Source organism: Paracoccus sp. (in: a-proteobacteria), from assembly GCF_030536915.1.
Lineage (GTDB): Bacteria > Pseudomonadota > Alphaproteobacteria > Rhodobacterales > Rhodobacteraceae > Paracoccus.
Genome location: NZ_JAUNPC010000009.1, coordinates 36,364 through 50,025 on the forward strand (window position 1 = coordinate 36,364; position 13,662 = coordinate 50,025).

The window sequence follows — 13,662 nt, forward strand, 5'->3', positions numbered from 1 at the left end:
GTGTGGTATTTCCTGGCGCTGCTGGTCTTCTATCTCGGCATGACCTGGTTGTCCCAGCGCCTGATCGACCGGCTGGCGTCGCGGCTGTCGCGGGGGCAGGCCACCATGGCGGGCGAGGCGATGCGGAAGGCCCCCGCATGAACCAGTGCCTGCAGACCATCGCCGACTACGGGCTGCGGTCCATCGGGATCGGGGAACGGCTGCTGCCGCGCAGCGACTTTACCCTTTGCCATCAGTTTACGCTGATCGGCTCGGGGCTGATCTGGAACCTGTATTTCGCCATCCTGTCGCTCAGCTTCGGCTTCGTGCTGGCGAATGCGCTGGCATTGGCCAAGGCCAGCCGCAATCCATGGGTCCGCCGCCCGGCCGAGGCCTTCATCTTCGTCTTCCGGGGAAGCCCCCTCTTCATCCAGTTCTTCCTGGCCTATTCGGCGCTGGTGCTGCTGCCGCGCGACGGGCTGTCCTTCCTCGGCCTGACGTTGCCGACCGGCTGGCTGACCCGCGCCTGGGCAGGCGCCTTGATCGTCCTGACGCTGAACACCGCCGCCTATTCGGCCCAGATCTTCTACGGCGCCCTGCGCAACGTCCCCAAGGGCGACCTCGAGGCCGCCGACGCCTATGGCCTGACCGGCTGGACGCGGTTCCGCCGCATCGTCTGGCCCACCATGATGCGGCTTGCCTGGCCGTCCTATACCAACGAGGCGATCTTCCTGTTCCATGCAACGACGCTGGTCTTCTTCTCGGCCTTCCCGGCGATCCAGCAGAAGGGCGACAGCCTGTATTACGCCAGCTATTTCGCCGACAAGACCTTCAACCCCTTTGTGGCCTATCCCATCGTGGCGGGCTATTTCATCCTCCTGACCCTGTGCCTGATCGGGCTGTTCGGGGTCGTCAACCGGCGGCTGAACCGCCATCTGCCGGGCACGGCCAAGCGGCTGCGCTATCGGCCCAATCTTTTCAGGTGACATCATGGACTGGCTGAGGGATCACCCGGAGGTCAAGACGATCCGCGTGGCGGCTTCCGACCTTAACGGCGTTGCGCGCGGCAAGCGCGTGCCCGCGCGCTTCGCCGACAAGCTGATGATGGAAGGGACCAAGTTCCCCTTTTCCGTCCTGAACATGGACATCTGGGGCGAGGACGTCGAGGACAGCCCCCTTGTCTGGCAGGCGGGCGACCCGGACGGGCTGCTGATGCCGACCGAGCGCGGCTTCATGCCGATGCCCTGGCTGGACGCGCCTACGGGGCTGCTGCCGCTGTGGATGTTCCATCCCGACGGGCGCCCCTATGACGGCTGCCCGCGACAGGCGCTGGCCCGCGTCGTGGACCGCTACAAGGCCGCCGGGCTGACGCCCGTCGTGGCGACCGAGCTTGAGTTCTTCCTGATCGACGACAGCAAGTTCGGGGAATTGCAGGTGCCCCCCTCGCCCCGTTCCGGCAAGCGGCGGACAGGGGCGGAAACGCTGAGCCTGCGTGCGCTTGACGCCTTCGACCGCTTCTTCACCCAGCTTTACGACAGTTGCGAGGCGATGGACATTCCCGCCGACACCGCGATTTCCGAGGCCGCGCCGGGGCAGTTCGAGATCAACCTGATGCACCAGCCCGATCCCTTGAAGGCGGCGGATGATGCCTGGCTGTTCAAGATGCTGGTCAAGGGCATTGCCCGCCGCTTCGGCTTTGCCGGTTCCTTCATGGCCAAGCCCTATGAGCTTTTCAACGGCAACGGGATGCACATGCATTTCTCGATCCTCGATGCCGAAGGGAACAACATCTTCGACGACGGGAGCGAGGGCGGGTCCGAAAAGCTGCGCCATGCCGTCGCCGGCTGCCTGCGGGCGATGCCGGGGTCCACGCTGCTGTTCGCCCCGCATGAGAACAGCTACGACCGGCTGGTGCCGAACGCCCATGCGCCCACGGGGATCGGCTGGGCTTATGAAAACCGGACCTCGGCCATCCGCATCCCTTCCTCTCACCCCAAGGCGCGGCGGATCGAGCATCGGACGCCTGGCGGCGACGTGAATCCCTATCTGACCGTGGCGGCCATCCTCGGGGCCGCGCTGAACGGGATCGAGGACCGGCTGGACTGTCCGCCCCCGATCACCGGCAACGCCTATGACCACGACCTTGAGCAGTTGCCGGGGTCATGGGCCGCGGCCATCGACTGCTTCGGAAACTGCCCGGACATCAAGCGCATTTTCTCGCAGCACCTGATCGACAACCTGCTGATGACCAAGCGGCAGGAGCTGCACTACATGGCCGAACTGTCGGATGCAGAGACGATCGAACTGTATCTGGATACGGTCTGAATCCTGCAGGGCAGAGCAGTCCGAAGGCAAGGACGCAGGCCAGTGGCCTCGACTTGTCCGCTGAAGCCTGCGGACAAGGATGAGCCACCGGCGCCAGAGGGACCGCAGCGCCATGGCCATCCTGCCAGAACGTTTCAGAAGGCGGGCATTACGGCCTGTCCTTGCGGATCATGCCTGTGGTTCCCGCCACGAGGCGTCTTGTCAAAGCCCGGCCTCGGCGAAGGTGTTGCAATCGGCCATCTCGCCCGATTCCATGCCCCGGATCAGCCACCCGCTGCGCTCGGCCGCCGAGCCGTGGGTGAAGCTGTCGGGCATGGGCGCGCGCCCCGCCTTTTCCATCAGGATGTCGTCACCCACCGCGCGGGCGGCGTTCACCGCCTCGTCGATGTCGCCGCGCTGGATGCTGCCGAAACGCTCGCCGGCGTGGCGCGCCCAGATGCCCGCAAAGCAGTCGGCCTGCAGTTCGGTCAGCACCGACAGCCGGTTCGCATCCGCCTGCCCCACCTGCGCGCGCAGGCTGTTCACGCGCGGCAGCACGCCGATCAGGTTCTGGACGTGGTGGCCGATCTCATGCGCGATCACATAGGCATAGGCGAAGTCCCCGCCCGCCCCCATGTTCCGCTGCATGACCCGGAAAAAATCGGTGTCCAGATAGACCCGCTGGTCGCCGGGGCAGTAGAACGGCCCCATTGCCGAGGACGCGCCGCCGCAGGCCGATTGCACCGCGCCCGAGAACATCACCAGCCTGGGTTCGCGATAGGCCAGCCCGGTCTGGCCGGGCAGGACATCGCCCCAGATTTCTTCGGTATCGGCCAGCACGACCGACACGAACTGCCCGATCTCGCGTTCCTCGGCGGTCAGTTCGCGCTCGATCCCCGCGCTTGGCTCGCCCTGCATCCCGCCAACGAGCGGAGAGATGTCCACCCCGAAGAACAGGCCGACCGCCAGCACCACAAGCGTGCCGATCAGGCCCAGGCCGCCTGCGCTGGCGGTGCCCATGCCGCGCCGGTCCTCGATGTTGCCGCTGCCGCGGCGGCCTCTCCATTCCATGTCGCGCGTCCTCAAGGCTTGTTGATCCAAGGGTTACGCAGGCTTGACGCACCGTGCAAGACTTGGAAAGGAAACCCCGTTACGGACGTCTGAACCGTGGCCAATGACGCGAGGGTCGGATGTTCGAGTGGGTTCTGTCGGTGATCGAGGGCTGGGGCTATCCCGGCATCTTCTTCCTCATGCTGGCCGAGAACCTGTTTCCGCCGATCCCGTCCGAGGTCATCATGCCCTTGGCGGGCTATCTGGCAGCCGCGGGCACGCTCTCCTTCTGGCCGACGGTGCTGATCGGCACGCTGGGCTCAGTGCTGGGCACGAGCTTCTGGTATTTCATCGGGTTGTGGATCGGCGCGCCGCGGCTGAAACGCTGGTCGGCCCGCTACGGCCGCCTGCTGACGCTGGCCCCTTCGGACATCGAGCGGGCGCAGGCGTGGTTCGACCGCCACGGCGGCGCAGCGGTCCTGATCGGGCGGATGATCCCGGCGGTCCGCACGCTGATTTCCGTCCCGGCTGGCGTGGCGCGGATGCCCTTCGGCCGCTTCCTCGCCTTCACGGTTGCCGGCAGCCTTCTGTGGACGCTGGTGCTGACCGCCGCTGGGATGGCGCTTGAGGCGAACTACCACCGCGTCGCCGATTTTATCGACCCTCTGTCCAAGGTGGTCGTGGTGACGGTCGTGCTGGTCTATCTCTACCGCGTCATCACCTGGCGGCCGCATTGAGGGGGGCTCGCCGGATGATGCGCCCTTCCCCCCGCAACCTCGCCCTGCTGGCCGGGGGTGGCTCGGCCGCTCTGCTGGCCGCCGCCCTGTTCTTCCAGAGCATCGGCTACGCCCCCTGCGAGTTGTGCATCCTGCAGCGCTGGCCGCATCTTGCGGCGGCCGTGATTGCCGTAGCCATCGCCGCGACCGGGTTCCGGCGGATCTGGGGCGTCCTCGGGCTGGTCGCGGCGGTGCTGGCGACCGCTTTCGCCATCCACCACGTCGGCGTGGAACAGGCATGGTGGGCGGGTCCGTCCGCCTGCTCGGGAGGACTCGGCGATCTGTCCGCTGTCACCCCGCAGGAGCTTCTGGCCCGCATCCAAGGCGCGCCGGTGGTCCGCTGCGACGAGCCGAGCTGGCATTTCCTGGGCCTGACCATGGCCGCCTGGAACGCCATCCTGTCAGGCGCGCTGGTGGTGGTCTGGGCGATGGCGCTTCGCCGCTCAAACCGCTGAAATACCGCCGTTTCGAGGGGCTGAAGCGTTGAACCAAGGGGCGGTGGATGTTACATCCACCAGCAACGAGACATTGAGGCAAACCCCTTGGCCGACACCCCCGAAGACGACCTGCCGACGGACGGCGATTCCGAAGGCACCGAGGCACCCGAGCGCGCCGTGATGGCCCATGACGGGCCGACCATCGACATCGCGACCGAGATGCGGACGGCCTATCTCGATTACGCCATGTCGGTCATCGTCAGCCGTGCGATTCCGGACCTGCGCGACGGTCTGAAGCCCGTCCATCGCCGCATCCTGTTTGCGATGGACGAGACGAACAACACCTTCGACAAGGCCTATCGCAAGTCCGCCCGACCTGTGGGCGACGTGATGGGGAAATACCATCCGCATGGCGACGCCTCGATCTATGACGCGCTGGTGCGGATGGCGCAGGATTTTTCCATGTCCCTGCCACTGCTGGATGGTCAGGGCAACTTCGGCTCGATGGACGGCGACCCGCCGGCGGCGATGCGTTATACCGAGGCGCGTCTGGCCAAGGCCGCCAACTGGCTGCTGATGGACATCGACAAGGAAACCGTCGATTTCCAGGACAACTACGACGGCAAGGACCGGGAACCCACCGTCCTGCCCGCGCGCTTCCCCAACATGCTGGTCAACGGCGCGGGCGGCATCGCCGTCGGCATGGCGACCAACATCCCGCCCCACAACCTGGGCGAAGTCATCGACGCCACGCTTGCGCTGATCGAGAACCCCGACCTGCCGACCGAGCGGCTGATGGAGATCGTGCCCGGTCCCGACTTTCCCACCGGCGGCGTGATCCTGGGCCGGTCAGGCATCCGCAAGGCCTATCTGGAAGGGCGAGGGTCCATCATCCTGCGGGCCCGCACCCGGATCGAAACCGTGCGGGCGGGGCGCGAGGCGATCATCCTCGACGACGTGCCCTATCAGGTGAACAAGTCCACGCTGATCGAGCGCATCGCCGATCTGGCCAAGGAAAAGAAGGTCGAGGGCATCGCCCATGTCCAGGACGAATCCGACCGCCAGGGCGTGCGTGTGGTCATCGAACTCAAGCGCGACGCGACCGCCGAGGTCGTGCTGAACCAGCTTTTCCGCTTTACCCCGATGCAGTCCACCTTCGGCGCCAACATGCTGGCGCTGAACGGCGGGCGGCCGGAACAACTGACCCTGCGCGACTTTCTGACCTACTTCATCGCCTTCCGCGAGGAGGTCGTCGCCCGCCGCACCGCCTTTGAACTGCGGAAGGCGCGGGAACGCAGCCATATCCTCTGCGGCCTTGCCGTCGCCGTGTCGAACGTGGACGAGGTCGTGGCGACCATCCGCGCCTCGCGCGATGCCGCCGAGGCGCGCGACCGGCTGATGGAACGGCGCTGGCCCGCGCAGGGAATCCTCGAATACCTCAGGCTGATCGACGATCCGCTGCATCCGGTGAACGAGGACGGCACCTACAACCTGTCCGACACCCAGGCCCGCGCGATCCTCGACCTGCGTTTGCAGCGCCTGACCCAGCTTGGGGTGCAGGAGGTCACGAACGAGTTGCAGTCCTTGGCCGATGCGATCCGCGACTATCTGGCGATCCTCGCCAGCCGCCAGCGCGTCCTTGACATCATCGGCGACGAGTTGCGCGAGGTGAAGGAGTTGTTCGCGGTCCCCCGCCGGACCGAGATCGTCGAATGGGCGGGCGACCTGGACGACGAGGACCTGATCGAGCGCGAGGACATGGTCGTCACCATCACCTCGGGCGGCTACGTCAAGCGCACGGCGCTGAGCGAGTTCCGCAGCCAGCGGCGGGGCGGCAAGGGCCTGTCCTCGATGGCGACGAAAGAGGATGACGTCGTCACGACGCTGTTCGTGGCGAACACGCATACGGAACTGCTGTTCTTCACCACCGAGGGCATGGTCTATCGGCTGAAGACCTGGCGGCTGCCGCTGGGCGGGCGGACGGCGCGGGGCAAGGCGCTGGTCAACATCCTGCCGATCGACGGCGGCACCTCGATCGCCGCCCTGATGCCGGTGGACGTGCCCGAGGACGAATGGGACGCCCTGCAGGTGATCTTCGCCACCTCGGATGGCGACGTGCGCAGGAACGCGCTGTCGGATTTCACCAACATCATGCGCAATGGCAAGATCGCGATGAAGCTGCCCGAGGGCGTCAGCCTCGTGAACGTGCGCATCGCGGACGAGGACGACGACGTGATGCTGGTCACGGCCATGGGCCGGGCGATCCGCTTCCCGACCACGGATGTCCGCATCTTCAAGGGCCGCGATTCGACCGGCGTGCGTGGCATCCGTCTGGCCAAGGGCGACCGGGTCGTGTCGATGTCGATCATCCGCCACTTCGAGGCCACGCCCGAGGAACGCGCGGCCTATATCAAGATGCGCCGCGCCGTCGAAGGGGCGCTGGACGACGGGGCCGAGCCGGACGAGGACGAGAACGTGGCCGAGGCCGCGCTGTCCTCGGAACGCTATGCCGAGATGAGCGCACATGAGGACCTGATCCTGACCGTGACCGCGCGCGGTTTCGGCAAGCTGTCCTCGGCGCATGACTATCCGGTGCGCGGGCGCGGCGGCCAAGGCGTAATGGCGATGGACCGGGCCATGCGCGGCGGGCCGCTGGTCGCAAGCTTCCCGGTGGAACTGGACGACCAGATCATGCTGGCAACCTCGACCGGGCAGTCGATCCGGGTGCCGGTCGAGGGGATCAGCTTCCGGTCGCGCTCTGCCGGTGGAGTCCGGGTCCTGAATGCGGCCGAGGGCGAGGAAGTCGTGACCGTTGCCCGCGTCGCCGATCAGGGCGACGAGAACGGCGGGCCTGAGATCGAGACCGAAGCCGAAGCCTGAGTCCTCTCCCGACAGATAACGCCGCGCTTGGTGAAAGCGCGGCGTTTCCTTTTGTGGTCGTTTGCCTGCAGCGACCGGGCGAAAAAGCAGCGGTCCCGTTCACGGCTGGATCGCCCCCGCTGGCGGTTGATCCGGCCCCGAGGCCAGTCCCTCGGGCTTATCGCTGATCCGGCCCGTCGCTGTCGCCCGCGATGCGGGGATCAAGACCCTAGGCGTTGCCGCCGGCGTCCAGCCGGTCCGGGTGGCTGATCGCGGCGGCTCTCAGCAGGCCCTGCTCGTCCGCAGGCTCCTCGGTGGCGTCGGGACTCTTGCCCGTGATGGCGACGGCCTGGGACAGGACTGTGCCTTCCTCGTTGTAGAAGTCGCGCACGGTGAAGGGGATGGCGATGCCTTTGGCACGGAAGCGTTCGACGATCTGGTGGCGGATCTCGGTGGAAACGCCCAAGCCCTGGTTGATGTCCGAGATGATGGCCCGGATCTCGAAGGTCATGCCCTCGTTGGCGAAGCCCGTGAACAGGACCGAGGGCGCGGGGTTGATCAGGACGGTCGGCTGGTCCTCGGCAATCTCCATCAGGATCTTCGACACCTGGCGGGTGTCGGCCCCATAGGCCACGTTCACCGCCACGATGATGCGGCCCTGCAGGTTGCCGCGCGTCCAGTTCGTGACCTCCTTCGAGATGAGGTCCGAGTTCGGCACCACGATGTCGGTGCGGTCGAAGGTCTGGATGCGGGTCGAGCGGACCGAGATCCGCCGCACATAGCCCTGCGAGGCGCCGACCTGGATCCAGTCGCCCACCGCCACGGGGCGTTCGACAAGCAGGATGATGCCCGAAACGAAGTTCGACACGATGTTCTGCAGGCCGAAGCCGATGCCGACGGACAGGGCACCGGCGACGATGGCGAAGCTGGACATGTCGATGCCGGCGGCGCTGATCGCGATCAGGGCGGCCAGCACGATCCCCACATAGCCCAGTCCCGACACGGCCGCGTTCTTCGCGCCCTCGTCCAGCCGCGTGCGCGGCAGGATCGAGGTGCGGACCAGGCCCTGCACGACCCCGGTCAGCATGTAGCCCAGGCCGAAGACGAGGATGAAGGTGAGGATCGCGCCCGGCGACAGCCGCACCCCGCCCAGCGAAATGCCTTGCCGCAACTGGGTCCAGAACTCGGCCAGCTCGGTGCTGCGCGCGCCCCAGATCAGCGCCAGCAGCGGAAGCGAGAGCAGCACCAGCCCGTAGCCGATCAACACCGGCGTCAGGTCGTTGCGCGAGCCGTCGCGGTTGCGGCGGACGAGAACCCAGAGGTCGGTCGCGAAGTCCTGCAGCAGGATCACCAGCGTGACCAGCCCGACCGTCATCGCCATCGGCCACAGAAGCGCATTGGCCATGGTGACAAGGCCGCCCAGCAGCGCCAAGGGCGCCACGACGGCAGCAAGCCGCGCCAGATTGCCGAGGATGGCGATGATCCGGTTGCGGTAGCCGGGCGTTCCCGGCGCCGTATAAGCGTTCGCGCGGTGCAGGATGTGGCACAGCCGGTAAAGCGTCAGCGCCCCGAGAAGAAGGATGGGCAGATGCCAGACGGCGGCGGCGGCCTCGGTGAACTCCATCGGGACGCGGCGGCTCGCGGTGCCGGATCTCAGTCCCGACAGCGGCAGCAGCGCCTGCGCGACGACATGGTGCAGCCCCGCGGCGATGGCCAGCAGCGTGGTCAGGACCCGCGCCTGCTGGCGTTTTTCGACCGGATAGCAGATCGGCGGGTCGGTCCTCAGCGGGAAGAACTGCCGTCCCAGCCAGCGCCCGGCGAAGACGATCAGCGCGGCCGTGGGCAGCGCCGTCAGGATCGGCCGCCCCCAGGGGCCGACAAGGCCCGTCGTGTCCACGGCGCGGATCAGCAGATAGGCGCCGATCGTGGGGATCGCGATCTGCCCTAGCGAGACGACAAAGACCACCGCGTCGCGGGCATAGTCGCTGGCCCGCGACGACAGCCGCAAGGGCAGCCTGTCCACCCAGCGCCGCCCGAAGATCAGCAGCCCCAGCGCCGCCAGCAGGTAAAGGCCGACCAGCGGCAACCGCCGGACCACCGCCTCGCCGGCGGCGCCATAGGTGCGGTCGCGCACGTCCTGCACGATGCCGCGGACGACCTGCATCCCCTCGTTCGCCGCCGCAGCCCAGCTTCCCGGCAGCAGCGGCGAGGGGCTGAGCCGCAGCAGCGCGTTGGTCTGCCGCGTCCGCGCTTCCTCGTCGATGGCGCGGACAAGACTGTCGGCGCGGCTGTAGGCTTCCAGCGCGCGCTGGCCGGGCGCCTGCAGTTCGGAAAGCTGCGCGCTCAACTCGCGCCGGCGGGCGGCGATGTCCTCGGCCTCGGTCTCGCCCTCGGCGGGCGCGGGGCCGAGGGCGGCGATCTGTTCGCGCAGGGTGGCGATGCGGGGCGCGTTGATCGACTGCGCCTGAGAAAAGCGGTCGCGCCAGCCGACGACCTCGGCCCGCAGGGTGGCAAGGTCGTCGGCCGTGCCCTCGGGCGTCTCGACAAGCTGCTCGCTGCGGTTCGCCAGACGGTCCCAGGCGGCATAGTCGGGCTCCTCGGCCCCCTGCGCCATGGCGGCGGCGGCAAGCGCCAGCCACAGCACGGCTGCCAGCATTGCCGCAAACGCCGCCAGCCGCCGGGACGCGGCGGGACAGAAACCGTCACGCATCGCGGTCAAACCTCGGTCACGTCCGGCAGGTCGGACAGGCCGCGTTCCAGCCAGTGCGGCACCGGCAGGCCCTTGCCGCGCAGGAACACCGGGTTCCACAGCTTGGTCTGGTAGCGCGTGCCCACGTCGCAGAGGATGGTGACGATGGTCTTGCCCGGTCCCATCTCGCGCGCCATGCGGATCGCGCCCGCGACGTTGATCCCCGATGAGCCGCCAAGGCACAGGCCCTCATGCTCCAGCAGGTCGTAAAGCACCGGAAGCGCCTCGGTATCCGGGACGCGGCAGTTGAAGTCGGTGGTGATGCCTTCGAGGTTGGCGGTGATCCGCCCCTGCCCGATGCCTTCGGTGATCGAGTTGCCGGGCGCGCTCAGCTCGCCATCGGTATACCAGGAATAAAGAGCCGAGCCTTCAGGGTCCGCCAGGCCGATCTTCACCCCCTTGGGCTGCAGCGCCATCGCCACCCCCGCCAGCGTCCCGCCCGAGCCGACCGAGCAGATGAAGCCGTCCACCCTCCCTTGCGTCTGTTCCCAGATTTCAGGTGCGGTGGTTTCCAGATGCGCCTGGCGGTTCGCGGTGTTGTCGAACTGGTTGGCCCAGACCGCCCCGCCCGGCAGCGTCTTGGCCAGCGCCTCGGCCAGCCGGCCCGAATAGCGGACGTAGTTGTTGGGGTCCTTGTAGGGCACCGCCGGAACCTCGACCAGTTCGGCCCCGGCCAGCCGCAGCATGTCCTTCTTTTCCTGGCTCTGCGTTTCGGGAATCACGATCACCGACCTGAAGCCCATCGACGCGCCGACCAGTGCCAGCCCGATGCCGGTGTTGCCCGCCGTCCCTTCCACCACCGTGCCGCCGGGGCGCAGCTCGCCCCGCGCCACGGCGTCCTGGATGATGTACAGCGCCGCGCGGTCCTTGACCGACTGGCCGGGGTTCATGAACTCGGCCTTGCCCCAGATCTCGCATCCGGTTTCCTCTGATGCGCGGTTCAGGCGGATCAGGGGGGTATGGCCGATCGCGGCGGCCAGGTCGGGATAGTTGCGCATGAACGGGGCCTTTCCTTGTCGCGCCCGTTAAACCAGCAGCGACCGGGGCGGGCAACCCGGCTCGCGCAGGGTTCAGCCGGGCGCGAGCCCCTGCCTCAACCCCTCCGCCCGCTTGTCGAGCCACAGCGCAAGGATCATCAGCGGGCCGCTGACGATGCGCCTGTCCATCGCCATCCGCATGAACGCGTCGCGGGCGATCACATGGCCGCGGATGTCCTCGCCTTCCGACGGCAGGCCCGAGACGGTGGCCGCGCCATCCGGCAGGTCGGCGATGCCGATGAAGCCATAGATGAACTCGGCCGCGACGCCCGGCGAGGGGTAGAAGGCAGGCGCCGGGATCAGCCTTTCCAGCGTCAGCCCGGCCTCTTCCACGGCTTCGCGCAGCGCGGTGGATTCGGGCGTCTCACCGGCATCGATGCGGCCCGCGACGGGTTCATAGATCCAGGGCTGGCCGTCGCCGCGCGCCGCCGGACCGGCCCGGAACTGGTCCACCACCAGCACGCGGTCGCGCATGGGGTCCCATGGCAGCACGACCACCGCATCGCCCGACACGAACACGGCGCGTTCCAGCGGATCGGACCAGCCGCCGCGATGCAGCCGATGCGTCAGCCGCAGCGATTCGACCGAGAAATACCTGCCATAAGGTTCGCTGCGGGATTCGATCCGCAGTCGGTCCTCGCCCTTGGGACCGGGGGGCAGCGCAGATCCCCGCTCGGCCGCCGCCCGCAGGCGCGAGTCGGCCCACAAGGCGATCATCGGCAACCGCGCCCTGATTTCCGCAGCCGGCTGGGCGGGGTCCCGCGCCAGCAGATCGGCTGCGACCTGCGCGGCAAGTTCCGCGCGAAAGGTGCCGTCATCCGCCCGGACCCCTGCAGCCGCGCCGACCACCATGCCCTCGGGCGCGTCGATCGCCTGCAGGTCCATGATCTCGGCATAGCGGACAAGCTGCGGCGTCGGCCGGACAGGCTGTGCAGAGATATGGCCCTCGGCCGCCCTTTCCCAGCCCGGCCAGCCATCCGGCGCGATGCCCGCGCGTCCTCCGCCCGTCAGCCTGCCCGGCAGCATCACAGGCGCGCCATCAGGCGCCAGACCCAGCGCCGCCATCATCCGCGGATCGGCCAGCGGCCCCATCAGAAGCACCCGTCCGCTCACAGCCGCTCGCCCATCTGGCGCAGGCCCGAGGCGCGGCCCAGGTCGCGCGCGATCTCGGCAAAGGTGGCGCTTGCCGCCTCGTTGAGGATGATCCCGAGGCGGCGGTTGCCGGGCGATCCCGCCGCGCGGATCAGCACCGCCATCTCGGCATCCGACAGGGGCGCGCTGGCCATGAAGACCAGCGCCTCGATCCAGCCGGTCTGGTCGGCGCGGATCTCGGGCTCCTGCGCCCACGCATCCTCGATGATCGAGGGATCGACGGCGCCCGCGGCCTCCTGCGCGCCGCGCAGGGTCGCGAAGGCGATGTTCAGCGAGGCCGCGACGGCGGGTTCGACCAGATCGGCGGCCTCGATCAGGGCGCGGACCTGGGCGGCACGCGGATGGTTGCGGGCCGCGGCGGCGGCAAAGGCATCCCGCGCGGTTGCCTCGATGTCAGGCGCAGAGATCGCCCGCCGCGCGCCGATTTCCAGCAGGATGACGCGGCGGCCGAAGCCGCTTTCCCAGAAACCCAGCGCCGCGGCCACTGCGGCACGCTCGGCCGGGTCCCGCAGTTCCGCGACGCCTTGGGCGATGCCTTCACGCATGCGGTTCCTGATGCGAGAGGGTGGCGCGATGCGGTTCACGATGGCCACCCAGCCCTCGTCCGCGCCGGACCCCGGCCCCGTGTCCGGCTTGAAGGGGTCGCCCGCACCCGCGATTTCCGTCGCCAGCACATCGGCCAGCAGGTCCACCTGCATCGCCGCCGAGATCCGCGCCGCGTTCACCGGCTGGAAGGCGGGGGGCGGGCCGAGTTCGACCCCTGGCCGCGGCTGCGCCAGGACAGGCGGCGGCGCGGCGATGCCGAGGCAGGCGGCCAGGACAAGGCCGGACAGGCCGAAGGATGCGGGTCGGATCATCGCTGCTGGTTCCCTGACGCGGCCGCTTGGCCCGAGGCGTGGATTTTTCCGCGAAAGCCCTTGCGCTTCAACCCCTGCCCGTCTAAATGCCGCCCTCACCACACCAAAGCGCGGAGAGGTGCCGGAGTGGTCGAACGGGGCGGTCTCGAAAACCGTTGAGCCTTCACGGGTTCCGTGGGTTCGAATCCCACCCTCTCCGCCACTTTCGTAAAAATATCTAATTTTTTCAGTTGCTTACAGGGCACTTTGTCAAACCGCCTGTGCGGGTTTGACAGTTTCTGTTCTGTTTTCGATCCTGTCGAGCCGGTCGACAGCGCGTTGTGCAAGGTCCTTTCTGCCCGCTTCGATGGTGTCTCGGGTCACTTCGGCCAGCGAACAAAAAGCCGGCTCGGGAAATCTGAACAGGAGCGTTGAGTGGATCGTCCGCGCGACCTCGGCATGATGCCGAGGAGCGAGGAGAGA

At 67.8% G+C, this 13,662-nt stretch carries 11 protein-coding genes, 1 tRNA gene and 1 pseudogene; 7 read left to right on the forward strand and 6 right to left on the reverse strand.

Annotation, left to right across the window (positions count from 1 at the left end):
• From Q4F04_RS03205 to Q4F04_RS03215, 3 genes and pseudogenes are all read left to right on the forward strand, one after another.
• Window positions 1-141: pseudogene (locus tag Q4F04_RS03205) on the forward strand (ABC transporter permease); the annotation flags it as partial.
• The gene (locus tag Q4F04_RS03210; RefSeq protein WP_303368385.1) at window positions 138-965 is read left to right on the forward strand and encodes an ABC transporter permease; all 828 of its coding nucleotides are present in this window, start codon (window positions 138-140) and stop codon (window positions 963-965) included. The pseudogene Q4F04_RS03205 and the gene Q4F04_RS03210, both read left to right, overlap by 4 nt.
• 4 nt (window positions 966-969) lie before the next feature.
• Window positions 970-2,304 (forward strand): glutamine synthetase family protein, encoded by a 1,335-nt coding sequence (locus Q4F04_RS03215; RefSeq protein ID WP_303368386.1) that lies wholly within the window; start codon window positions 970-972, stop codon window positions 2,302-2,304.
• A gap of 201 nt (window positions 2,305-2,505) precedes the next feature.
• Here Q4F04_RS03215 and Q4F04_RS03220 read toward each other — a convergent pair whose 3' ends face one another.
• On the reverse strand, window positions 2,506-3,354 hold the full coding sequence (locus Q4F04_RS03220; RefSeq protein ID WP_303368387.1) for a neutral zinc metallopeptidase: 849 nt from the start codon (window positions 3,352-3,354) through the stop codon (window positions 2,506-2,508).
• Window positions 3,355-3,473: 119 nt separating this feature from the next.
• Here Q4F04_RS03220 and Q4F04_RS03225 point away from each other — a divergent pair, with 119 nt between their 5' ends.
• The 3 genes from Q4F04_RS03225 to gyrA all read left to right on the forward strand — a co-directional run bounded on the left by Q4F04_RS03225 (window position 3,474) and on the right by gyrA (window position 7,426).
• Window positions 3,474-4,070: a DedA family protein gene (locus Q4F04_RS03225; protein ID WP_303368388.1), complete on the forward strand. Its 597-nt coding sequence runs from the start codon at window positions 3,474-3,476 to the stop codon at window positions 4,068-4,070.
• Window positions 4,071-4,084: 14 nt separating this feature from the next.
• Entirely contained in the window at window positions 4,085-4,564 is a 480-nt protein-coding gene (locus tag Q4F04_RS03230) for a disulfide bond formation protein B (RefSeq protein WP_303368389.1), read from the forward strand.
• Between the two features lie 162 nt (window positions 4,565-4,726).
• The gene (gyrA, locus tag Q4F04_RS03235) at window positions 4,727-7,426 is read left to right on the forward strand and encodes a DNA gyrase subunit A (RefSeq protein ID WP_303368398.1); all 2,700 of its coding nucleotides are present in this window, start codon (window positions 4,727-4,729) and stop codon (window positions 7,424-7,426) included.
• Window positions 7,427-7,634: 208 nt separating this feature from the next.
• On the opposite strand, the gene Q4F04_RS03240 is transcribed toward gyrA, so the two are convergent.
• From Q4F04_RS03240 to Q4F04_RS03255, 4 genes are all read right to left on the reverse strand, one after another.
• On the reverse strand, window positions 7,635-10,115 hold the full coding sequence (locus Q4F04_RS03240) for a mechanosensitive ion channel family protein (protein WP_303368390.1): 2,481 nt from the start codon (window positions 10,113-10,115) through the stop codon (window positions 7,635-7,637).
• Between the two features lie 5 nt (window positions 10,116-10,120).
• The gene (locus Q4F04_RS03245; protein WP_303368391.1) at window positions 10,121-11,152 is read right to left on the reverse strand and encodes a cysteine synthase A; all 1,032 of its coding nucleotides are present in this window, start codon (window positions 11,150-11,152) and stop codon (window positions 10,121-10,123) included.
• A 72-nt stretch (window positions 11,153-11,224) separates the two neighbouring features.
• Entirely contained in the window at window positions 11,225-12,304 is a 1,080-nt protein-coding gene (locus Q4F04_RS03250) for an NUDIX domain-containing protein (protein WP_303368392.1), read from the reverse strand.
• Window positions 12,301-13,200, reverse strand: a complete 900-nt coding sequence (locus Q4F04_RS03255) for a hypothetical protein (protein ID WP_303368393.1) — start codon at window positions 13,198-13,200, stop codon at window positions 12,301-12,303. Before Q4F04_RS03255 ends, Q4F04_RS03250 begins: the two co-directional genes overlap by 4 nt.
• A gap of 112 nt (window positions 13,201-13,312) precedes the next feature.
• Between Q4F04_RS03255 and Q4F04_RS03260 the strand changes: the two genes are divergently transcribed.
• Window positions 13,313-13,402: transfer RNA gene (locus Q4F04_RS03260), tRNA-Ser, on the forward strand.
• Window positions 13,403-13,449: 47 nt separating this feature from the next.
• Here Q4F04_RS03260 and Q4F04_RS03265 read toward each other — a convergent pair.
• The coding region (locus tag Q4F04_RS03265) for a hypothetical protein (RefSeq protein WP_303368394.1) at window positions 13,450-13,662 on the reverse strand (213 nt) is incomplete at its 5' end.